The 20,745-nt window shown below is 64.9% G+C and carries 17 protein-coding genes; 11 read left to right on the top strand and 6 right to left on the bottom strand.

Annotated features, from left to right (window positions below; all coding sequences use genetic code 11):
* Positions 1–4: 4 nt before the first annotated feature.
* The 7 genes from DCG74_RS03855 (at position 5) to DCG74_RS03825 (ending at position 8,758) form a co-directional block, all read left to right on the top strand.
* Entirely contained in the window at positions 5–484 is a 480-nt protein-coding gene (locus DCG74_RS03855; protein ID WP_172788839.1) for a DUF1579 family protein, read from the top strand.
* A gap of 36 nt (positions 485–520) precedes the next feature.
* The gene (gene sucD / locus DCG74_RS03850; RefSeq protein WP_172788838.1) at positions 521–1,405 is read left to right on the top strand and encodes a succinate--CoA ligase subunit alpha; all 885 of its coding nucleotides are present in this window, start codon (positions 521–523) and stop codon (positions 1,403–1,405) included.
* Between the two features lie 136 nt (positions 1,406–1,541).
* Entirely contained in the window at positions 1,542–4,499 is a 2,958-nt protein-coding gene (locus DCG74_RS03845) for a 2-oxoglutarate dehydrogenase E1 component (protein WP_172788837.1), read from the top strand.
* Positions 4,500–4,682: 183 nt separating this feature from the next.
* Complete coding sequence (gene odhB, locus DCG74_RS03840; RefSeq protein ID WP_172788836.1) at positions 4,683–5,924, top strand: 2-oxoglutarate dehydrogenase complex dihydrolipoyllysine-residue succinyltransferase; 1,242 nt, start codon at positions 4,683–4,685, stop codon at positions 5,922–5,924.
* 54 nt (positions 5,925–5,978) lie between these two features.
* A complete protein-coding gene (locus DCG74_RS03835) occupies positions 5,979–6,740 on the top strand; it encodes an SDR family oxidoreductase (protein ID WP_172788835.1) in 762 nt (253 codons plus the stop codon).
* 52 nt (positions 6,741–6,792) lie between these two features.
* The gene (gene lpdA / locus DCG74_RS03830) at positions 6,793–8,193 is read left to right on the top strand and encodes a dihydrolipoyl dehydrogenase (protein ID WP_172788834.1); all 1,401 of its coding nucleotides are present in this window, start codon (positions 6,793–6,795) and stop codon (positions 8,191–8,193) included.
* Between the two features lie 34 nt (positions 8,194–8,227).
* A complete protein-coding gene (locus DCG74_RS03825; protein WP_172788833.1) occupies positions 8,228–8,758 on the top strand; it encodes a hypothetical protein in 531 nt (176 codons plus the stop codon).
* Between the two features lie 162 nt (positions 8,759–8,920).
* Here DCG74_RS03825 and DCG74_RS03820 read toward each other — a convergent pair whose 3' ends face one another.
* The 5 genes from DCG74_RS03820 to DCG74_RS03800 form a co-directional block, all read right to left on the bottom strand.
* Positions 8,921–9,508, bottom strand: coding sequence for a DUF4337 domain-containing protein (locus DCG74_RS03820; protein ID WP_172788832.1), 588 nt, complete (start codon positions 9,506–9,508; stop codon positions 8,921–8,923).
* A gap of 139 nt (positions 9,509–9,647) precedes the next feature.
* Entirely contained in the window at positions 9,648–11,198 is a 1,551-nt protein-coding gene (locus tag DCG74_RS03815; protein WP_257187547.1) for an LTA synthase family protein, read from the bottom strand.
* Positions 11,188–12,597, bottom strand: a complete 1,410-nt coding sequence (locus DCG74_RS03810) for a bifunctional 2-polyprenyl-6-hydroxyphenol methylase/3-demethylubiquinol 3-O-methyltransferase UbiG (RefSeq protein ID WP_172788831.1) — start codon at positions 12,595–12,597, stop codon at positions 11,188–11,190. The genes DCG74_RS03815 and DCG74_RS03810 overlap by 11 nt, the downstream gene beginning before the upstream one ends.
* Positions 12,590–12,838, bottom strand: a complete 249-nt coding sequence (locus tag DCG74_RS03805) for a hypothetical protein (protein ID WP_246571395.1) — start codon at positions 12,836–12,838, stop codon at positions 12,590–12,592. Before DCG74_RS03805 ends, DCG74_RS03810 begins: the two co-directional genes overlap by 8 nt.
* Before the next feature lie 152 nt (positions 12,839–12,990).
* Positions 12,991–13,956 carry a tyrosine recombinase XerC gene (locus DCG74_RS03800; protein ID WP_172788830.1) on the bottom strand — a complete coding sequence of 322 codons (966 nt, stop codon included), beginning with the start codon at positions 13,954–13,956 and terminating at the stop codon, positions 12,991–12,993.
* Between the two features lie 112 nt (positions 13,957–14,068).
* On the opposite strand from DCG74_RS03800, the gene DCG74_RS03795 reads away from it, so the two are divergent.
* On the top strand, positions 14,069–16,273 hold the full coding sequence (locus tag DCG74_RS03795) for a primosomal protein N' (protein WP_172788829.1): 2,205 nt from the start codon (positions 14,069–14,071) through the stop codon (positions 16,271–16,273).
* A 205-nt stretch (positions 16,274–16,478) separates the two neighbouring features.
* Here the strand turns inward: DCG74_RS03795 and DCG74_RS03790 are convergent, their stop codons facing one another.
* A complete protein-coding gene (locus DCG74_RS03790; protein WP_172788828.1) occupies positions 16,479–16,976 on the bottom strand; it encodes a septal ring lytic transglycosylase RlpA family protein in 498 nt (165 codons plus the stop codon).
* A gap of 657 nt (positions 16,977–17,633) precedes the next feature.
* Between DCG74_RS03790 and DCG74_RS03785 the strand changes: the two genes are divergently transcribed.
* From DCG74_RS03785 to DCG74_RS03775, 3 genes are all read left to right on the top strand, one after another.
* Positions 17,634–18,194 (top strand): F0F1 ATP synthase subunit delta, encoded by a 561-nt coding sequence (locus tag DCG74_RS03785; protein WP_172788827.1) that lies wholly within the window; start codon positions 17,634–17,636, stop codon positions 18,192–18,194.
* The gene (gene atpA / locus DCG74_RS03780) at positions 18,194–19,723 is read left to right on the top strand and encodes a F0F1 ATP synthase subunit alpha (RefSeq protein ID WP_172788826.1); all 1,530 of its coding nucleotides are present in this window, start codon (positions 18,194–18,196) and stop codon (positions 19,721–19,723) included. Before DCG74_RS03785 ends, atpA begins: the two co-directional genes overlap by 1 nt.
* A gap of 144 nt (positions 19,724–19,867) precedes the next feature.
* A complete protein-coding gene (locus tag DCG74_RS03775; protein ID WP_172788825.1) occupies positions 19,868–20,743 on the top strand; it encodes a F0F1 ATP synthase subunit gamma in 876 nt (291 codons plus the stop codon).
* Positions 20,744–20,745 lie beyond the last annotated feature (2 nt).

Genomic DNA, 20,745 nt, shown 5'->3' with positions numbered 1-20,745 from the left:
GGCCATGACCCAGGACCATCTCGCCGCATCATCTCCGCTCCCCGAGCACACGCGCCTCGCCGCGTTCGCCGGCGAATGGGATGGTGAGGAGATGGTCTTCCCGTCGCGCTGGAACGCGGGCGGGCCGGCCACCTCTCACGTCGTCGCGCGCATGGACCTGAACGGATTCTATCTGATCCAGGACTCGGTCCAGATGCGCGACGGCAAGCAGATCTTCGCCACCCACGGCATCTTCACTTTCGACCGCGACGACCGGACCTACAAATTGTTCTGGTACGACTCGCTCGGCTACACGCCGCCTTCGCCCGCCTCAGGCGGGTGGGTCGGCAAGACCCTGACGCTGGTGCGCGGCTCGCTCCGCGGCAATGCGCGCCACGTCTACGAGATCATCAATGAGGATTCCTACTCGTTGAAGATTCAGTTCTCGCCGGACGCGGAAGGCTGGTCCGACGTCCTCACCGGCGTCTACCGCCGCATCCACTGACCCTCTCACTCTGTTAGTTTCGCGAAAGCAGACCTCATGTCCATCCTGATCGACAAGAACACCAAGGTCATCTGCCAGGGCTTCACCGGCAAGAACGGCACCTTCCATTCCGAGGCCGCGATCGCCTACGGCACCAAGATGGTCGGCGGCACCTCGCCGGGCAAAGGCGGCTCGACGCATCTGGGCCTGCCGGTGTTCGACACCGTGCGCGAGGCGCGTGAGAAGACCGGCGCCGACGCGTCGGTGATCTACGTGCCGCCGCCGGGCGCGGCGGATGCGATCTGCGAAGCGATCGACGCCGAGGTCCCGCTGATCGTCTGCATCACCGAGGGCATTCCGGTCGTGGACATGGTGCGCGTCAAGCGCTCGCTGCTCGGCTCCAAGTCGCGCCTGATCGGGCCGAACTGCCCGGGGGTCATGACCGCCGGCGAGTGCAAGATCGGCATCATGCCCGCCAACATCTTCAAGACCGGCTCGGTCGGCATCGTCTCCCGCTCGGGCACGCTGACCTATGAAGCCGTGTTCCAGACCTCCCAGGAAGGCCTCGGCCAGACCACCGCGGTCGGCATCGGCGGCGACCCGGTCAAGGGCACCGAGTTCATCGACGTGCTGGAGATGCTGCTGGCCGATCCCAAGACGGAATCGATCATCATGATCGGCGAGATCGGCGGTTCCGCCGAGGAGGACGCCGCCCAGTTCCTCAAGGACGAGGCCAAGCGCGGCCGCAAGAAGCCGATGGTCGGCTTCATCGCCGGCGTCACCGCCCCTCCCGGCCGCCGCATGGGCCATGCCGGCGCCATCATCTCGGGCGGCAAGGGCGATGCCGGTTCCAAGACCGAGGCGATGAAATCCGCAGGGATTACAGTGTCTCCGTCGCCCGCCCGCCTCGGCCACACGCTTGCCGAAAAGTTGAAAGGCTAATTCACTTCTTCGTGCTTTTCCGGGCGAAGTTTCGCAGCAAATAGGGTAAAGGGTGCCTGTCGCGTCGAGCCCTGTCGGGGAGCTCGGCGCCAGCGCCGTTTGTTATGCGCGAACCGAAATCGCCAGGAACTCAAGTATGTCTCGCCAGGACGCGAACGCAGCCTTTGCCCTGTCCTCCTTTTTGCAGGGCACCAACGCCACCTACATCGACGAAATCTACGCCCGCTACCAGAAGGACCCGTCCTCGGTCGACGCCGAGTGGCAGGAGTTCTTCAAGAGCCTGAACGACGCGCCCGCTGACATCAGCAAGAACGCGGAAGGCCCGTCCTGGGAGCGCGACAACTGGCCGCTGACCCCGAAGGACGACCTGACCTCTGCCCTCGACGGCAACTGGGCCGAAGTCGAGAAGGCGGTCGGTGCCAAGATCGCCGCCAAGGCGCAGACCAAGGGCGCCGACATCTCCTCCGCCGACGTGCTTCAGGCCACGCGCGACTCCGTCCGCGCCCTGATGCTGATCCGCTCCTACCGCATGCGCGGCCACTTCCACGCCAAGCTCGATCCGCTCGGGATCGAAGCCCAGCGCAACCGCGAAGAGCTCGATCCGCGCACCTACGGCTTCACCGAGGCCGATTTCGACCGCAAGATCTTCCTCGATCACGTGCTCGGTCTCGAATACGGCACGTTGCGCGAGATCACCGCGATCTGCGAGCGCACCTACTGCCAGACGCTCGGTGTCGAGTTCATGCATATCAGCAACGCCGCGCAGAAGGCCTGGATCCAGGAGCGCATCGAGGGACCCGACAAGGAGATCTCGTTCACGCGCGAAGGCCGCAGAGCCATCCTGCAGAAGCTGATTGAAGCCGAAGGCTTCGAAAAGTTCTGCGACACCAAGTTCACCGGCACCAAGCGCTTCGGTCTCGATGGCGGCGAAGCGCTGATCCCCGCGCTCGAGCAGATCATCAAGCGCGGCGGCAATCTCGGCGTGAAGGAGATCGTGCTGGGCATGCCGCATCGCGGCCGCCTCAACGTGCTGACGCAGGTGTTGGGCAAGGCCCATCGCGCACTGTTCCACGAGTTCAAGGGCGGCTCGGCCAACCCCGACGCGGTCGAAGGCTCGGGCGACGTCAAGTACCACCTCGGCGCCTCCTCGGACCGCGAGTTCGACGGCAACCGCATCCATCTGTCGCTGACCGCCAACCCCTCGCATCTCGAGATCGTCGATCCCGTGGTGCTCGGCAAGGTCCGCGCCAAGCAGGACCAGCACGGTGATCCCCCGGACATGCGGATCTCCGTGATGCCGCTTCTGATGCACGGCGACGCCGCGTTCGCCGGCCAGGGCGTGGTCGCGGAGTGCTTCGGCCTGTCCGATCTGAAGGGCTATCGCACCGGCGGCTCCGTGCACTTCATCGTCAACAACCAGATCGGCTTCACCACGTATCCGCGCTACTCGCGCTCCTCGCCCTATCCGTCGGATGTGGCGAAGATGATCGACGCGCCGATCTTCCACGTGAACGGCGACGATCCGGAAGCCGTCGTGTTCGCGGCCAAGGTCGCGACCGAATTCCGGCAGAAGTTCCACAAGCCCGTCGTCATCGACATGTGGTGCTACCGCCGCTACGGCCACAATGAGGGCGATGAGCCGGCCTTCACCCAGCCGGTGATGTACAAGCGGATCGCGGCCCATCCCTCGACCCTCACGCTCTACTCCAAGCGCCTGATCGCAGAAGGCGTCGTCACCGAGGGCGAGGTCGACAAGCTGAAGGCGGACTGGCGCGCCCGGCTCGACGCCGAGTTCGAGGCCGGCACCTCCTACAAGCCGAACAAGGCCGACTGGCTCGACGGCAAGTGGTCCGGCTTCAAGATCGCCGACCAGGAAGAGGATGCGCGGCGCGGCGTCACCGGCGTCGATATCGCCACGCTGAAGGATATCGGCCGCAAGATCACCAAGGTCCCGGACGGCTTCCGCGTTCACCGCACCATCCAGCGTTTCCTCGACAACCGCTCGAAGGCGATCGACACCGGCGCCGGCATCGACTGGGCGACCGGCGAGGCGCTGGCGTTCTGCTCGCTGCTCAACGAAAACCATCACGTCCGTCTGTCCGGACAGGATTCGGAGCGCGGCACCTTCTCGCAGCGCCATTCGGTCCTGATCGACCAGGAAGACGAAAGCCGTTACACGCCGTTCAACCATCTCGGTCACGAGCAGGGCCACTACGAGGTCATTAACTCGCTGCTGTCGGAAGAAGCCGTGCTCGGCTTCGAATACGGCTATTCTCTCGCCGAGCCGAACACGCTGACGCTGTGGGAAGCCCAGTTCGGCGACTTCGCCAACGGCGCGCAGGTCGTGTTCGACCAGTTCATCTCCTCGGGCGAGCGCAAATGGCTGCGCATGTCCGGCCTCGTCTGCCTCTTGCCGCACGGCTATGAGGGCCAGGGTCCGGAGCACTCCTCGGCGCGCCTCGAGCGCTACTTGCAGATGTGCGCGGAAGACAACATGCAGGTGGTCTACCCGACCACGCCGGCGAACTACTTCCACGTGCTGCGCCGGCAGCTGCATCGCGAGATCCGCAAGCCGCTGATCATGATGACGCCGAAGTCGCTGCTGCGTCACAAGCGGGCGGTGTCGCGTCTCGAAGAGCTGGCGAAGGGCACGACCTTCCACCGCATCCTCTATGATGACGCCCAGATGCTGCCGAACGAGGCGATCAAGCTCGTCCCCGACGAGAAGATCCGCCGCATCGTGCTGTGCTCCGGCAAGGTCTATTACGACCTCTACGAGGAGCGCGAGAAGCGCGGCATCGACGACATCTATTTGATGCGCGTCGAGCAGCTCTATCCGGTGCCGCTGAAGGCGCTGGTGGCCGAGCTGTCGCGCTTCAAGAAGGCCGAGATGGTGTGGTGCCAGGAAGAGCCCCGCAACATGGGTGCCTGGCACTTCATCGAGCCCTATCTGGAATGGGTGCTGAACCAGGTGAACGGCGTGAGCCGGCGTCCGCGTTATGTCGGCCGCGCTGCCTCCGCTGCGACCGCAACGGGTCTGATGTCCAAGCATCAGGCTCAGCTGAAGGCGTTCCTGGACGAAGCACTGAGCTGAGAAGGTTTTTAGGACTAGGTCAATGCCCCGCCTAGTGCGCAATCGCGCACGGGGGCGGGGCATCCAGTATTCCGCGGCTTTCGTTTTGATCACGAAGGTCACGGCGTACTGGATTGCCCGCCTTCGCGGGCAATGACGTATGAAATTCATGACCGCTACCGGCGATCCCTTAAGGAAGAGACCATGACTGAAATTCGTGTGCCGACGCTCGGCGAATCCGTCACCGAGGCCACCATCGGCCGCTGGTTCAAGAAGGCCGGCGACCCCGTCGCCGTCGACGAGCCCTTGGTGGAGCTCGAGACCGACAAGGTCACCATCGAAGTCCCCGCGCCGTCCGCCGGCACGCTGAGCGAGATCATCGCCGCCGATGGTGCGACCGTTGCCGTGGGCGCGCTGCTCGGTCAGATCACCGACGGTGCCGGCGCAGCCAAGCCCGCCGCCGCGCCGGCCAAGGCTGCTGCGCCCGCGGCTGCCGCCGCTGCTCCCGCGCCGGCGCCCGCTGCCGCGAAGGCACCGCCGGCCGACGCGCCGCTCGCGCCGTCCGTGCGTAAGCTGTCTGCCGAGACCGGCATCGACGCCTCGACCGTTCCCGGCTCCGGCAAGGACGGCCGCGTCACCAAGGGCGACATGCTGGCCGCGATCGAGCGTGCCGCCTCGGCGCCGACCCCGGTCAACCAGCCCGCCGCCGCCGTTCAGGTCCGCAGCCCCTCGCCGGCCGATGACGCCGCCCGCGAAGAGCGCGTCAAGATGACCCGCCTGCGCCAGACCATCGCGCGCCGCCTCAAGGACGTGCAGAACACCGCGGCCATGCTCACGACCTTCAACGAGGTCGACATGACCAACGTCATGGCGCTGCGTGCGCACTACAAGGACGCGTTCGAGAAGAAGCATGGCGCCAAGCTCGGCTTCATGGGCTTCTTCACCAAGGCCGTCGTGCAGGCGCTGAAGGACATCCCGGCGGTGAATGCCGAGATCGACGGCAGCGACCTGATCTACAAGAACTACTATCACATCGGCGTCGCCGTCGGCACCGACAAGGGCCTGGTCGTGCCCGTGGTGCGCGACTGCGACCACAAGTCGATCTCCGACATCGAGAAGGGCATCGCCGATTTCGGCCGCCGCGCCCGTGACGGCCAGCTCAAGATCGACGAAATGCAGGGCGGCACCTTCACCATCACCAACGGCGGCATCTACGGCTCGCTGATGTCGACCCCGATCCTGAACGCGCCGCAGTCGGGCATTCTCGGCATGCACAAGATCCAGGAGCGGCCGATGGTCGTCGGCGGCAAGATCGAGGTGCGCCCGATGATGTATCTGGCCCTGTCCTACGATCACCGCGTGATCGACGGCAAGGAAGCCGTCACCTTCCTGGTTCGCGTCAAGGAGAGCCTGGAAGATCCGGCGCGCCTGGTGCTCGATCTCTGATCGCTGATGCGTTGCGAGCGCCGTCGCGACTGATGCGACGGCGCGTGTCGAACCATGGAGGCGCCCGTGACGGATAAAGTCGTTGTCATCACCGGCGGCAGCCGCGGCATCGGTCGTGCGACCGCGCTTGCGGCGGCCGCGCGCGGCTTCCGCGTCGTGGTCGGCTATGCCAGCAACAAGAATGCGGCCGACGAGGTGGTCGCGCAGATCGCGGCCAGCAATGGCAAGGCCATCGCTGTGAAGTGCGATGTCGCCGAGGAAAGCGACATCCTCAATTTGTTCAAGGAGGCCGACAAGTTCGGTACGCTCGGCGCGCTCGTCAACAATGGCGGCATTGTCGGCAAGAGCGGCGTGCGTGTCGACGAGATGTCGGCCGAGCGCATCCAGCGCGTGATGGCCGTCAACGTCACCGGCTCCATCCTCTGCGCGCGTGAAGCAGTGAAGCGGATGTCGACCAAGCACGGCGGCAAGGGCGGCGTCATCGTCAACCTGTCCTCGGTCGCGGCCCGTCTCGGCGCACCCAACACCTATGTCGACTACGCCGCGTCCAAGGGCGCGGTCGATTCCTTCACCGTCGGCCTCGGTTATGAGGTCGCGGGCGAGGGCATTCGCGTCGCTGCGATCCGTCCCGGCCTGATCGACACCGAAATCCACGCCGCCGGTGGCGAGCCCGACCGCGCCCATCGTCTGGCCCATCTGGTGCCGATGAAGCGCGTCGGCACCGCCGACGAAATCGCCAATGCCATCGTCTGGCTGATCTCGGACGAGGCCTCCTACGTCACCTCAGCCATTCTCGATGTGTCCGGCGGACGCTGAGGCGCCGCGCGGACTCATCCTCATCACGCCTAACCTTACGGGACTTTCTCTCATGGCTACCTACGATCTCGTCGTCATCGGCACCGGACCGGGCGGTTATGTCTGCGCGGTGCGCGCAGCCCAGCTCGGCATGAAAGTCGCCGTGGTCGAAAAGAACGCAACCCTCGGCGGCACCTGCCTCAACGTCGGCTGCATGCCGTCGAAGGCGCTGCTGCACGCCTCCGAGATGTTCGAGGAAGCCGGGCATTCCTTCGCCAAGATGGGCGTGAGCGTTTCCGCGCCGAAGCTCGATCTGCCGTCGATGATGAACTTCAAGCAGCAGGGCATCGACGGCAACGTCAAGGGCGTCGAGTTCCTGATGAAGAAGAACAAGATCGACGTGCTCAAGGGCACCGGCAAGATCCTGGGCACCGGCAAGGTCGAGGTCTCCGCCGACGGCAAGTCGCAGGTGGTCGAGACCAAGAACATCGTGATCGCCACCGGCTCCGACATCGCGCGCCTGAAGGGCATCGAGATCGACGAGAAGCGCATCGTGTCCTCGACCGGCGCGCTGTCGCTGGAGAAGGTGCCAGGCCGATTGCTGGTCATTGGCGCCGGCGTGATCGGGCTCGAACTCGGCTCCGTGTGGCGCCGGCTCGGATCCGAAGTCATGGTGGTTGAATTTCTCGACCGCATCCTGCCCGGCATGGACGGCGAGATCGCCAAGCAATTCCAACGCATCCTTGAAAAGCAGGGATTTGCATTCAAGCTGGGCTCGAAGGTGACCGGCGTCGAGGTGAACAGCAAGGCATTGCTCGCGAAAATCGAACCGGCTTCCGGCGGTGCCGCCGAGACCATCGAAGCCGACGTCGTGCTGGTCTGCATCGGCCGCGTGCCCTACACCGACGGTCTCGGCCTCAAGGAAGCCGGCGTCGCGCTGGACGCGCGCGGCCGGGTGCAGATCGATCCGCATTTCGCCACCAGCCTGAAGGGCGTCTATGCCATCGGCGACGTCGTCGCAGGCCCCATGCTCGCGCACAAGGCCGAGGATGAAGGCGTCGCGGTCGCCGAGATCATCGCCGGCCAGGCCGGCCACGTGAATTATGACGTGATCCCGGGCGTCGTGTATACCACGCCGGAAGTGTCCTCCGTCGGCAAGACCGAGGAGGAACTGAAGCAGGCGGGCACGGCTTATACGGTCGGGAAGTTTCCGTTCACCGCCAACGGCCGCTCCAAGGTCAACCAGACCACCGACGGCTTTGTGAAGATTCTCGCAGATGCGAAGACCGATCGCGTGCTCGGCGTGCACATTATCGGCCGCGAAGCCGGCGAAATGATCCATGAAGCGTGTGTTCTCATGGAATTTGGCGGCAGTGCGGAAGATCTCGCGCGCACCTGCCATGCCCATCCGACCCGCTCGGAGGCCGTCAAGGAAGCCGCGCTTGCGGTCGGCAAGCGCGCCATCCATATGTAGCGAAGCGCCCAGCGCCAAATCGGGCGGGAAACACATGCTGCGCCGCCTTCTTCAACCGGTCTGGGTCCTGCTTGCGATCGTCTTCCTGATCGAAGCCTGGCTGTGGGACCATCTCGAGCCGATCGTTGCCAAGGTCGTCGCAGCCATCCCGCTTGCGCGCTTCAAGCAATGGCTGACCGAGCGCGTCGATGCGCTGTCGCCGGCCATGACGCTGATCGTGTTCGCGGTCCCAATCGTCCCGCTGTTTCCGCTCAAGCTGGTCGGCCTGTGGCTGCTCGCGCACGAATACTGGACCAGCGCCGTCTTCACGATCGTGTTCGCGAAGCTCATCGGCGTCGGCGTTACCGCCTTCGTGTTCGACGTCACGCGCGCCAAGCTTCTGGAGATGCGCTGGTTTGAGCGGATCTACGGGCTGGTGCTGAAGATCCGCGCCAAGGCTGCGGAGCTGGTCGACCCGATCAAGCGCCGCATCCGCGAATTGATCGCCGGCGACGGCGAGGGCTGGTCGTCCCGCACGTTGCGTATGATCCAGCGTTTCAGGAAGAGCGTGCACCAGGCGCGCTAGCTGTTCACCACACGCTCGCTGTCATCGCCCGGCTTGACCGGGCGATCCAGTATTCCAGAGACGTCAGTGATTGAACCGAGAAGCCGCGGCGTACTGGATGCCCCGGTCAAGCCGGGGCATGACACTGTCTGTGTGGTTTCGGGCGCGCGCCACACGCTCCCCTCAATGCAAATGCAGCAGATGCGGCCACCACAGGCCGAGTGCGGTCATGATCAGGCCGGCGATCGTCAGCACGCCGCCGACATAGGCGAGCGCGAACATGCCGGTGATGATGGTGGCCGAGGCCAGCACGATGCCGATCTGGAAGGCGGCCGAGGCCAGCTCGAAATGGTGGTATTTCGCGGTCGCCTCGTCGCGGTCGTGCTCGGCGTGCTTGGCCTTCTCCGCAAGCTGCTCGGTGCCTTCGCCGGTCTCGGGCTCGGAGCGGTAGCGCTGCGCGGTCTTGGTCCAATCCTCGATCTGCTTCTGCACGGCGGGCTTCTGCGCCTCGTCCGCGGCGGCCAGCGTCAGCTTGCCCTGCTCGGCCGCGGTCACCACCACGGTGCGGCGGATGCTCTTGGCCTGGAAGAACGCCCAGAGATTGGCGGCTTCGACGTTCTTGCTGATCGATTCGGTCTGGGCCCCCTTGCCGAGCGTCTCCGAGATCGCAAGGAAAAGCGCCAGCACGGCGATCAGAAGGGCGATCTTCTTGTTCGAGCCGGACGCGTGTTCGGCGTGCTCGGCATGCTCCATGCTTTCATGTGCGCTCATGATTCCCCTCTTGGTCGGTTCCGCAACGATTGACCGAACCGCGCGGCCTGCGCAAGAGGCACGCGCGCTATGACGAGAGTGTGTCAGTCTGCCGGCTGCGCAGCCTGTGGGGGAGGCCGCGCCGCGACACATCGGTCGTTCACCGTACCCGCTCAGCCGGAAACTCGACCGCATCCCCGAAATCGGGCATGTCGTCATACGGGGTGACAAAGAAGCGCGGTTGACGCGGTTCAAACGCGCCGCCGGTCAGGCAGGCAAAGACCAGCGGAAAGGTGTCGATCAAGGTGATGTCGTCTGGAGCGGCCGCGCGGCATTGCTTCGGCAGCCGAATTGCGTTCAGAACGCCGAAGCGCTCGTGGAGATCGGCGTCCGACCAGGTAGATGGCGAGCGCTTGGTCTGGCCGCGGAAGTCCGTGCCATGATCCGACTGCAGGATGATCAGTGCGTCGGGATCTGACGTGACAATCTTGTCGACGAGCGTCAGCGTCTGAGAGTTGGTGCAGCGGAGCTGGTCGAGGAAGGCCGGGCGGCTCGCCGGGTCCCAGCGCTGCAGGTCCGGGGCGGCCGAGCGGAAACCGCAGTCCGCCGTGAAGCGGAACGGGATATGCGGGACCAGGATGTGTGCGTACAGGAAGAACGGCGATGGAGTCGCCTGGACCTCATTCAACAGACGGGTCAGGTCATCGACGCCGCCCCACGCAAACGGCGACTGCCGCCGACCGATGATCAAGTCGATGATCGGTGTGTTGGAGAGAATGGCGACGTCCATCTCGTCCAGCCCGACATTCCCGCGCAGGCAACGCGGCCCGTCGAACGCGCATTTGGTCAGGTTGTCATAGCCGTTTTCAAAATGGACATAGCTGTATCCGGCCGAGGTGAGCCGGGCCACCGTCCGGTTCTTGCCTCGAACGAGCGGATATAGCCGCTCCAGCGGGAAAGCCTTGAGGTCCTTGCCTTCGCCCTCGACGGTGTAGTCGGCGTTGGCCGTGCTCGATATCGAATTGGCCGTCGCCGGAAAATTCGAGCGGGCATTGCGAAATACCGTAAAGTCCTTCGCGCCGAGCGAGGCGAGGAAGCCGCTGTTGTCGAATGAAAAATCTTCCTTGAGGACGTCCTGCCTCGGATAGGCATCGAGCACGATCCAATAGATGTTGGGAGACATCGTGAGCTTCATCGCCGGCTCACCGGCGCCCGGCACCGGGCGCGGCGCGCGCTGCTCCTTCACAAGCGCGGTCGCGATGCGGGTGACGGGCAGGGCGGCAAACGCCAACGACGCCACCAGTGCGATTGTCACGAGCGCAGGTCGGCGGATGACAATCAGGGCACCGATGCCGGTGGCGATGGCCATCACGGTCCAGGCGATCGCGGCCCAGTCGCCGAAGCGGCCCTTCATCTCGTACTCGACCAGCTCGACGCGATAAGCGAAGAAGACGAAGACCGTCAGCCCGACCGCCAGAACGATGCGCCATGGCGGGACCTTGCGCAGCAGCAAGGCGAGACACACCGAGAGAACCGCCGCGATCGCCATGATGCCGGCCGCGTATTGCAACACGCGCGACGGACCAGCCAGCGCGCTCATGTTCGCTGCGTAAAAATTGAGGAGGGCCATCGTGGACAGAAGTACAGCCGTCGCGACCGCGCGGAGCAGGACGAATCTGTCATCGGATCGTAGCGGCATTTCAGTCTCCACCGGCCTGTCTTGCGAATTCGTACAGCGTGCGGCCGCCCGGGGTGAGCTCGAGCCGCCGCACGATCGCTGCATGGCGGGTCAAGGCGCGCTCGAATTGCTCGCCGTCATAGCCATCGAAGATGTCGCGCCTCAATCGCAGCATGCGCTGGATCATCGGGTCGGACTTCGGAACGAACTCGATCACGCCGCGGGGTGCCAGTCCGACGAGCCAATCCAGCACCGACGGCAGCGGAATGTTCCGGCCGATCGCGAGATGGTGCACGATCGCGAGCGCGATAACGGCGTCCGCGCGGCTGCGCGAATGCAGCCCCGAACGCTCGGTCTCCGCCCAGCCCTGACCGGGGCTTGGATTTGCGGCATCGCTGAACAGCGGGAGAAAGTCCAGATTGTCCGCGGTCGCACGCGCCACCGCAACGTCGAGCGCATTGAGATCGGCGTCGAACCCGATCACGGACCGGACCCGGTTTTGCAAAAGCGCTTGCGAATACCGACCGGTGTTGCAGCCGATGTCCCACGCGCAGGCCAGCGTATTGTTCTGCGCGAAGCAACTGACGAATTTCTCCTTCCTGCTTTCCTCGGTATTGGAATATGAAAGATTGCCGCGCTCATATTGCTGCCATTCGGTCGGTCCGACGTCTTTCGGCGCGAGATTGGAGATCCAGCGCCGCAACCGGCGCAACATCATCTGAAGCGCGGCTTTGGGCAGCGGCTTTGGCTGTCGTGAGGGCTGATTCGGCTCGCGGCGTGCCCGTCGCTGAAAACGGTCCGGAAGCGTGATGTTGGTCAGGACGTCCGGGGAGAGCCACCGTTTGGGCCATCCGATCAGCGCGGCCATGTCGGCGGTCGGAATGCCTTCCAGCGCGCCCCGGTACCAGGCGTTGTGGGCGACGCCGAGCAGCGCGCGCATCAGCAAGGGGTTCGCGAACTGCTCGACGAACTGCCGGTGGCCGTCCCAATAGTCGCCGTCCCGGTACGGCACGAAAGAGGAAATGTCGATGAAGACCGGCCGGATTCCGATGAACTGAATATTGTAAGCGGTCGCATCCGACAGCGTCAGTCCGAAATCGAGCGCGAGCAGATGGACATCGAGGTGGAGCAGGGCGGCGCGCTTGAGCAACTCGAACGGCCATTCATATGGATAGGAGATGAACGGGACGCGCGGATGCTCCAGAACTTTCAGTCGATCCGATTCGGCATGGATCAGAGTCTGCGTCGCCTCGTCGGAGCTTGCCTCCTCCGCGGCGACGATCCATCCTCTTTCCATCAGCGCGTCGTAGGCGCCCGACGATTTCAGCAGCAGGAAGTTGCGATATGCTTCGTCCTCGACCGCGCGAAAAACTCGGCCAGCATGGGTGAAGACGTAGCCTGAGGGATCGCGGAACGATCCGGGATCACGCATCGCGGTCCAGTATGGATCTGCTGGTGGCGACGTCCGGCGACGATTTCGAGCGCCGGAAGAAATCCATCACCCGCTTTCCGTACGCTCGAATGGCGATCAGGCCGCCGGCAATGCCGGCAAGCAGAGCCTGTACGGCGAAGGCGCCGCTCCCCGGATCCAGATAGGCATAGGCGCTGGTCGGCATCAGCACGGCGATTCCGGCCAGCACCGCCACAGTCATTCCCGGAGAGGTCTTGTTCATTTTCCACACGCCGTAGACGATAGTCGCGGGTCGCACATGCCGCCTATTGGTCTTTTGCACCATCCACCTACGCGCGTAAACGGAAATCCGCTCTATTCCACCGGTCGTCGACGGCCTGTCTGCCGTTGCGGTGCAGTGCGCACGGCCGTGCCTCAGCGCCGCGGATGCGCGCTGGCATAGACCTCCAGCAGCCGCTCGGAATCGATGCCGGTATAGACCTGCGTCGTCGACAGCGAGGAATGGCCGAGCAATTCCTGGATGGCGCGCAAGTCCCCGCCGCGCGAGAGCAGGTGCGTGGCGAAGGAATGGCGCAGCGCGTGCGGCGTGGCGCTGTCCGGCAGCCCAAGCGCACCGCGCAGCCGCTCCATCGCGAGCTGGATGATGCGCGGGCTCAAGGGACCGCCGCGCGCGCCGACGAAGATCGGCTCTTCCGCCGGCAGCGGATAGGGGCACATCGAAACGTATTCCTGCACCAGCTCCAGCACGTTTTGCAGCACCGGCACCATGCGGGTCTTGTTGCCCTTGCCGGTCACGACCAACACGTCGCCCTCGCCGGGACGCGGCACCTCGCGGCGCTTCAGGGAGAGCGCTTCGGAGATGCGCAGCCCCGATCCGTACAAGAGCGCCATCACCGCGGCATCGCGCGCCAGGATCCAGGTCTCGCGTTCCTCGCCGGCACGCTCGTCGGCATCGGCAAGACGCTTTGCGGATGCCATCGGCAGGGGTTTTGGCAAGCTCTTCGCCACCTTCGGCGCGCGGATCGCCGACAACGCGCCGACCTTGCCCTTGCCCTCGCGCTCCAAGAAACGTCCGAACGAGCGCAGGCCCGCCAGCGTACGCATCAGGCTGCGGCCGCCAATGTCGTCGGCCCGGCGCATCGCCATGAAGGCGCGCACGTCGGTCGCCTCCAGCGCGTTGAAGCGCTTGAGCGTGACGCGCTCGCCCCAATGATTGCTGAGGAAATCCAGGCACTGCCGCAAGTCGCGGCCATAGGCCTCCAGCGTCTTCGGCGACAGCCGCCGCTCGGCGCCGAGATGCGCCAGCCAACGCGCCATCTCCTGCGCGATCGAGGGATCGGCGCTGGCGAGCTCGATGTGTGGGGCGGCCGCTTTGCTCATGCGCTCTGGACGTGGTGATTCCGCACAGTATATCGCATCACACCAGTTTACTGTTCGCTAAGGCCGCCGCGCGGCGCTAGCCTCAAGGCCTCAAGGTTCCGATTCTCAGCTCATGGACCAATCGTCGCGCAGCAACACCGCCCCCGCCACCCGCATGGTCGACGTGCTGGTGCCGGTCGCGCTCGACCAGACCTATTCCTACAAGGTGCCGCGCGGCATGGAGCTGAAGGCGGGCGATCTCGTCGGTGTGCCGCTCGGTCCGCGCGAGGTGCTGGCCGTGGTCTGGGGCGAGAATGCCAATCCCGATCCGCGCCTGCACAACCGCCTCAAGGAGGTCAGCGAGAAACTCGACGTCCCGCCGCTCAAGCCGGAGCTGCGCTCGGTGGTAGACTGGGTCGCCAATTACACGCTGAGCCCGCGCGGCATGGTGCTGCGCATGGGCCTGCGCATGGGCGAAAATCTCGGCCCGGAGCGGGTGCGCGCCGGCGTGCGCCTGACCGGCGATCCGCCGAAGCGTCTGACGCCGGCGCGGGCGCGCGTCATCGCGGTGCTGTCGGACCGGCTGCTGCACGGCAAGTCCGAGGCGGCCAGGGAGGCCGGCGTCTCCTCGGGCGTGATCGACGGCCTCGTCGATGAAGGCACGCTCACGGTGGAGCCCATGCCGCCGCCGCCTCCACCGCCGGCGCCCGATCCCGAATTCGGCCGGCCGGATTTTTCGCCGCTGCAGCGTGCCGGTGTGGATGCGATGCGCGCGCTCGCGGCCAACGGCACCTTCCATGTCGCGCTGCTCGACGGCGTCACCGGCTCGGGCAAGACCGAGGTCTATTTCGAAGCCGTCGCCGAGGTGGTCCGCCGCGGCAAGCAGGCACTGATCCTGATGCCGGAGATCGCGCTCACCGGCCAGTTCCTCGACCGTTTCGCGCAGCGCTTTGGCGTGCGGCCGATCGAGTGGCATTCGGAGCTGACGCCGCGCACCCGCGCGCGCAATTGGGCCGCGATCTCCGAAGGCTCGGCGCCGGTCGTGGTCGGGGCGCGCTCGGCGCTGTTTCTCCCTTACGCCAATCTCGGCCTCATCGTCGTCGATGAGGAGCACGACCAGGCCTATAAGCAGGACGAGGGCGTGCATTACCACGCCCGCGACATGGCGGTGGTGCGCGGGCATATCGCAAAGATCCCGGTCGTGCTGGCCTCCGCCACGCCGTCGGTGGAATCCGAGGTCAATGCGCGCAAGAACCGCTATCAGCGCATCGCGCTGCCCTCGCGCTTCGGCGGCCAGCACATGCCGCATATCGAGGCCATCGACCTCCGCCGCGAGCCGCCCGCGCGTGGTCGCTTCATCTCGCCGCGGCTTGCCGGCGAGATCCGAACCGCGATCGAGCGGCGCGAGCAGGCGCTGCTCTTCCTCAATCGCCGCGGCTATGCGCCGCTGACCTTGTGCCGCGCCTGCGGCCATCGCTTCGCCTGCACCATCTGCGACGCCTGGCTGGTCGATCACCGCTTTCGCCAGCGCCTGGTCTGCCACCATTGCGGCTTCTCGATGCCGCGCCCGCATATCTGCCCGAACTGCTCGGCCGAGGAATCGCTGGTCGCGGTCGGCCCCGGCGTCGAGCGCCTGCAGGAGGAGGCGGCGGCGCTGTTCCCGCAAGCGCGCACCATGGTGCTGTCGAGCGATCTCATCACCTCGATCGAGACGATGCGAAGTGAGCTCGCTGAAATCGCGGAGGGCCGCGTCGACATCATCATCGGCACGCAGCTCGTGGCGAAAGGCCACAACTTTCCGCGGCTCAATCTGGTCGGCGTGGTCGATGCCGATCTTGGCCTCTCCAACGGCGATCCGCGCGCGGCGGAGCGGACCTGGCAATTGCTCAACCAGGTGATCGGCCGCGCCGGCCGCGAGCAGGGCCGCGGCGTCGGCTATCTGCAGACCCACCAGCCCGATCATCCCGTGATGCGGGCCTTGATCGCCTGCGACCGCGAGGCCTTCTACGACAGCGAGATCGAGCTGCGCGAGAAGACGCTCTATCCGCCGTTCGGCCGGCTCGCCAGCCTGATCATCTCCGCCGGCGACCGCCCGGGCGCCGAAGGCTTCGGCCGCAAGCTCGTCGCGCTCGCGCCGCGCGACGAGCGCGTCGTGGTGCTCGGCCCCGCCGAAGCGCCGCTCGCCGTCATCAAGGGCCGCTACCGCTTCCGCATCCTGGTGAAGTCGGCGCGCGGTTTCGACCTGTCGGACTATTTGCGCAGCTGGCTCGCGGTCTGCCCGAAGCCGACAGGCAATCTGAAGCTGGAAGTGGACGTCGATCCGCAGAGCTTTTTGTAGGGCTGCCCGACTCTCTCTCTCGTCATTGCGCGGAGCCCTTGCGACGAAGCAATCCAGAGTCTCTCCGCGGAAAGATTCTGGATTGCTTCGCTGCGCTCGCAATGACGGGACGTAAAAAAGCCCGCGGTCCCCCAAGACCGCGGGCTTGTTTTCATGCGCGCATCAAACTGATGAAAAGTGCGCGGGTAGGCGGCTCGTCGCGCCTTTAGGAGACGACCTCCGCGGTGACGCGGCCGACGCCGGCACCGGTGAGGCCGATGGCGCGGGCTGCACCCGTGGAGAGGTCGAGGACACGGCCGCGAATGAACGGGCCGCGGTCGTTGATGGTGACGATCACGCTCTGGCCGCGGTGGGTGACGCGCAGCTTGGTGCCGAACGGCAGCGAACGGTGCGCCGCGGTCATGGCGTTCTGGTTGAAGCGCTGGCCCGAGGCGGTCCGGCTGCCGGACTCGTTGCCGTAATAGGAGGCCACGCCGGAGAAGCTGTGGCCGGTGCCGGAGGTCGGCGTCATCGACGCATTGGCATTGCGCCAATCGGAGGTCGCGTTGGCCTCGGTCTGGGCGTGGTGGCGGTGGTGATGCCGGTGATGCCGGGATTTGGCGGAAGCTTCGGTGGCAGTTCCACCGACGATCAGAGTTGCGGCGACGAAAGCAATCGCCGTGCGCGGCCGGGTCACAAAGCCCAGCGTCTTCAAAGACAGCATTTAATGGTCCCTAAGCTAGTATTGCCACATTTGTGGCAAGTGGAGCCCCCATCAGTTTGTGAGCGGGTTGGCGTTTCGATTCCTAATGAGGCGCGAATTGGGCAGTAATTCCGGTATGTGTCGTCATGAAATATCTTGTTACCGTCGCGCGATATTCGGCCGATGTTCCGAAATCTTCGGCTTTAACGATTTATTAACCTGCCGATTACTTACAAATACTGTAGAGCGAAGTCATCGCCGCCAGCGTTTAGAATTCGATAAGTATTCGGCCTGTGGAACTCGCTGGGGCGGATTCACGCCTCGGCGATCCGTGTTCATGGCGGCTATGCGCTAGGGGCAGGAACCAATGGAGGGCGCGGCGGCAAAGCCGGCGCCAATTTCCGTGAGCTGGGACGCCGCCGCCTCGGCCGCCCCTCGGCGCGCGATGTGTCGCGCGGCTGCGACGAACTGGCGACAGAACCTCATGCCTTTAATTTGGCGTCATGTTGCACCTGCGCGCCTGCTATGTTAGCAAAGCCGCGATTTTAACGAGCCCGGCACCTCCCGTGCTGGTCGAAAATCGAAGTCCCGCTTGAATTCCAAGGGCTTGGATCGCTAGGCGCCGCTTCGTGGCGACGGTTTTTCCCTTGCGAGTTTGACAGCAAAAAGAGCGCGTCTGTGGCTGCAGAAGATACGTCCGTTTCCGGTGTGTCCGGCCGTTATGCAACGGCCTTGTTTGAACTGGCCCGCGACCAGAATTTGGTCGACGCGGTCAAAGCCGATCTCGACAAATTCGAGGCCCTGCTGAACGAGAGCGCCGATCTGAAGCGCCTCGTCCGTAGCCCGGTGTTCGCGGCCGATGCCCAGTCCAGGGCCCTCTCGGCCGTGCTGGACAAGGCGGGCATCGCCGGCATCGCCGCCAACTTCCTGAAAGTGCTGACGGCCAACCGCCGCCTGTTCGCGGTGGCCGACGTCATTCGCGCCTACCGCGCGCTCGTCGCCAAGTTCAAGGGCGAGACGACGGCCGACGTCACCGTGGCGGAAGCGCTCTCGGACAAGAATCTCGATGCCCTCAAGGTCGCCCTGAAATCGGTGACCGGCAAGGATGTCGCGCTGAACGTGAAGATTGATCCCTCGATCATCGGTGGCCTCGTCGTCAAGCTGGGCAGCCGCATGGTGGATGGTTCGCTTCGCACCAAACTCAATTCGATCAAGCACGCGATGAAAGAGGCAGGCTGATGGACATCCGCGCCGCGGAAATTTCCGCGATCCTCAAGGACCAGATCAAGAATTTCGGCCAGGAAGCTGAAGTCTCCGAAGTCGGACAGGTGCTGTCCGTCGGCGACGGTATCGCCCGCGTCTACGGTCTGGACAACGTCCAGGCCGGCGAAATGGTCGAGTTCGAGAACGGCACGCGCGGCATGGCGCTGAACCTCGAGACCGACAACGTCGGTGTCGTTATTTTCGGTGCCGACCGCGAAATCAAGGAAGGCCAGACCGTCAAGCGCACCCGCGCCATCGTGGACGCGCCGGTCGGCAAGGGCCTGCTCGGCCGCGTCGTCGACGCGCTCGGCAATCCGATCGACGGCAAGGGCCCGATCCAGGCCGACAAGCGCATGCGCGTCGACGTCAAGGCGCCCGGCATCATTCCGCGCAAGTCGGTGAACGAGCCGATGGCGACCGGCCTCAAGGCGATCGACGCCCTGATCCCGATCGGCCGCGGCCAGCGCGAGCTGATCATCGGCGACCGTCAGACCGGCAAGACCGCGATCGCGCTCGACACCATCCTGAACCAGAAGCCGCTCAACGCGCAGCCGGACGAGAACATCAAGCTGTACTGCGTCTACGTCGCGGTCGGTCAGAAGCGTTCGACCGTCGCGCAGTTCGTGAAGGTGCTGGAAGAGCAGGGCGCGCTCGAATATTCGATCGTCGTCGCCGCCACCGCCTCGGATCCGGCGCCGATGCAGTACATCGCGCCCTTCACCGGCTGCACCATGGGCGAGTACTTCCGCGACAACGGCATGCACGCGGTCATCATCTATGACGACCTGTCCAAGCAGGCCGTCGCCTACCGCCAGATGTCGCTGCTGCTGCGCCGCCCGCCGGGCCGCGAAGCTTATCCGGGCGACGTGTTCTATCTGCACTCCCGCCTGCTCGAGCGCGCGGCGAAGCTGAACAAGGACCAGGGCTCGGGCTCGCTGACGGCGCTGCCGGTCATCGAAACCCAGGCCAACGACGTGTCGGCCTACATCCCGACCAACGTCATCTCGATCACCGACGGCCAGATCTTCCTGGAAACCGACCTGTTCTTCCAGGGCATCCGTCCTGCCGTGAACGTCGGTCTGTCGGTGTCGCGCGTGGGTTCGTCCGCGCAGACCAAGGCCACCAAGAAGGTCGCCGGCAAGATCAAGGGTGAGCTCGCGCAGTACCGCGAAATGGCGGCGTTCGCGCAGTTCGGCTCCGACCTCGACGCCTCGACCCAGCGCCTGCTCAACCGCGGTTCGCGCCTCACCGAGCTCCTGAAGCAGCCGCAGTTCTCGCCGCTGAAGATGGAAGAGCAGGTCTGCGTGATCTGGGCCGGCACCAACGGCTATCTCGATCCGCTCCCGCTCAACAAGGTGCGCGCGTTCGAGGACGGCCTGCTCTCGCTGCTGCGCGGCAAGCACGCCGACATCCTCAACTCGATCCGCGACAGCCGCGACCTCTCCGACGACACCGCCGGCAAGCTGAAGTCGGTGGTCGAAGGCTTTGCGAAGAGCTTCGCTTAACAGCAAGTATGGCCGGATCGTCCGGCCATGACCGCTTCGCGAGAGGCAAATCAATAAGAAGCATGCCCGGCGCCCGGCCGGGCATTGCGGTAGGGACAGGCTAGCGGTCCGACGCTTCAGTCGAACCGCCGGGGTGAACGAAGAATGGCGTCACTTAAAGACATGCGCGTCCGCATCGCCTCCACCAAGGCGACGCAAAAGATCACCAAGGCGATGCAGATGGTCGCGGCCTCCAAGCTGCGCCGCGCGCAGACCGCGGCGGAAGCCGCGCGTCCCTATGCCGAAAAGATGAGCGCGGTGATCTCCAACATCGCCAGCGCCGCGGCGGGCTCGCCCGGCGCGCCGGCGCTGCTGGCCGGCACCGGCCGCGATCAGGTTCACCTGCTGTTGGTCTGCACCGGCGAGCGCGGCCTGTCCGGCGCTTTCAACTCCTCTATCGTGCGTCTCGCCCGCGAACGCGCTCTGGCGCTGGCTGCGCAGGGCAAGGAAGTGAAATTCTTCTGCGTCGGCCGTAAGGGCTACGAGCAGCTCCGCCGCCTGTTCGACAAGCAGATCGTCGAGCATCTCGACCTGCGCAGCGTGCGTCAGCTCGGCTTCGTCAACGCCGAGGACATCGCCAAGAAGGTGCTGGCGCGGTTCGACAACGGCGAGTTCGACGTCTGCACGCTGTTCTACTCGCAATTCAAGTCGGTGATCGCACAGGTCCCGACCGCCCAGCAGATCATCCCGCTGGTCGTCGAGGAAGGCGGTGCGAACGCCAGCGCGACCTCCTACGAATATGAGCCGGAGGAGGACGAGATCCTCACGCGCCTGTTGCCGCGCAATCTCGCGGTGCAGATCTTCCGCGCCCTGCTCGAGAACAACGCTTCGTTCTACGGCGCGCAGATGTCGGCGATGGACAACGCCACCCGCAACGCCGGCGAAATGATCCGCAAGCAGACGCTGGTCTACAACCGCACGCGTCAGGCTCAGATCACCAAGGAACTCATCGAAATCATCTCCGGCGCAGAAGCAGTCTGACC

This window comes from Bradyrhizobium sp. WBAH42 (assembly GCF_024585265.1).
In the GTDB taxonomy this organism is placed as follows: domain Bacteria; phylum Pseudomonadota; class Alphaproteobacteria; order Rhizobiales; family Xanthobacteraceae; genus Bradyrhizobium.
Note: the sequence above shows the minus strand (reverse complement) of the source record. Positions and strands in the feature narration are given on the sequence as shown.

Coding starts and splice junctions, on each gene's coding strand:
- odhB (WP_172788836.1), top strand. CDS start 4,683: ATGACTGAAATTCGTGTGCCGACGCTCGGCGAATCCGTCACCGAGGCC.
- atpA (WP_172788826.1), top strand. CDS start 18,194: ATGGACATCCGCGCCGCGGAAATTTCCGCGATCCTCAAGGACCAGATC.
- DCG74_RS03820 (WP_172788832.1), bottom strand. CDS start 9,508: ATGAGCGCACATGAAAGCATGGAGCATGCCGAGCACGCCGAACACGCG.
- DCG74_RS03800 (WP_172788830.1), bottom strand. CDS start 13,956: ATGAGCAAAGCGGCCGCCCCACACATCGAGCTCGCCAGCGCCGATCCC.
- DCG74_RS03855 (WP_172788839.1), top strand. CDS start 5: ATGACCCAGGACCATCTCGCCGCATCATCTCCGCTCCCCGAGCACACG.
- DCG74_RS03845 (WP_172788837.1), top strand. CDS start 1,542: ATGTCTCGCCAGGACGCGAACGCAGCCTTTGCCCTGTCCTCCTTTTTG.
- DCG74_RS03825 (WP_172788833.1), top strand. CDS start 8,228: ATGCTGCGCCGCCTTCTTCAACCGGTCTGGGTCCTGCTTGCGATCGTC.
- DCG74_RS03775 (WP_172788825.1), top strand. CDS start 19,868: ATGGCGTCACTTAAAGACATGCGCGTCCGCATCGCCTCCACCAAGGCG.
- DCG74_RS03790 (WP_172788828.1), bottom strand. CDS start 16,976: ATGCTGTCTTTGAAGACGCTGGGCTTTGTGACCCGGCCGCGCACGGCG.
- DCG74_RS03835 (WP_172788835.1), top strand. CDS start 5,979: ATGGAGGCGCCCGTGACGGATAAAGTCGTTGTCATCACCGGCGGCAGC.
- lpdA (WP_172788834.1), top strand. CDS start 6,793: ATGGCTACCTACGATCTCGTCGTCATCGGCACCGGACCGGGCGGTTAT.
- DCG74_RS03795 (WP_172788829.1), top strand. CDS start 14,069: ATGGACCAATCGTCGCGCAGCAACACCGCCCCCGCCACCCGCATGGTC.
- DCG74_RS03805 (WP_246571395.1), bottom strand. CDS start 12,838: ATGAACAAGACCTCTCCGGGAATGACTGTGGCGGTGCTGGCCGGAATC.
- sucD (WP_172788838.1), top strand. CDS start 521: ATGTCCATCCTGATCGACAAGAACACCAAGGTCATCTGCCAGGGCTTC.
- DCG74_RS03810 (WP_172788831.1), bottom strand. CDS start 12,597: ATGCGTGATCCCGGATCGTTCCGCGATCCCTCAGGCTACGTCTTCACC.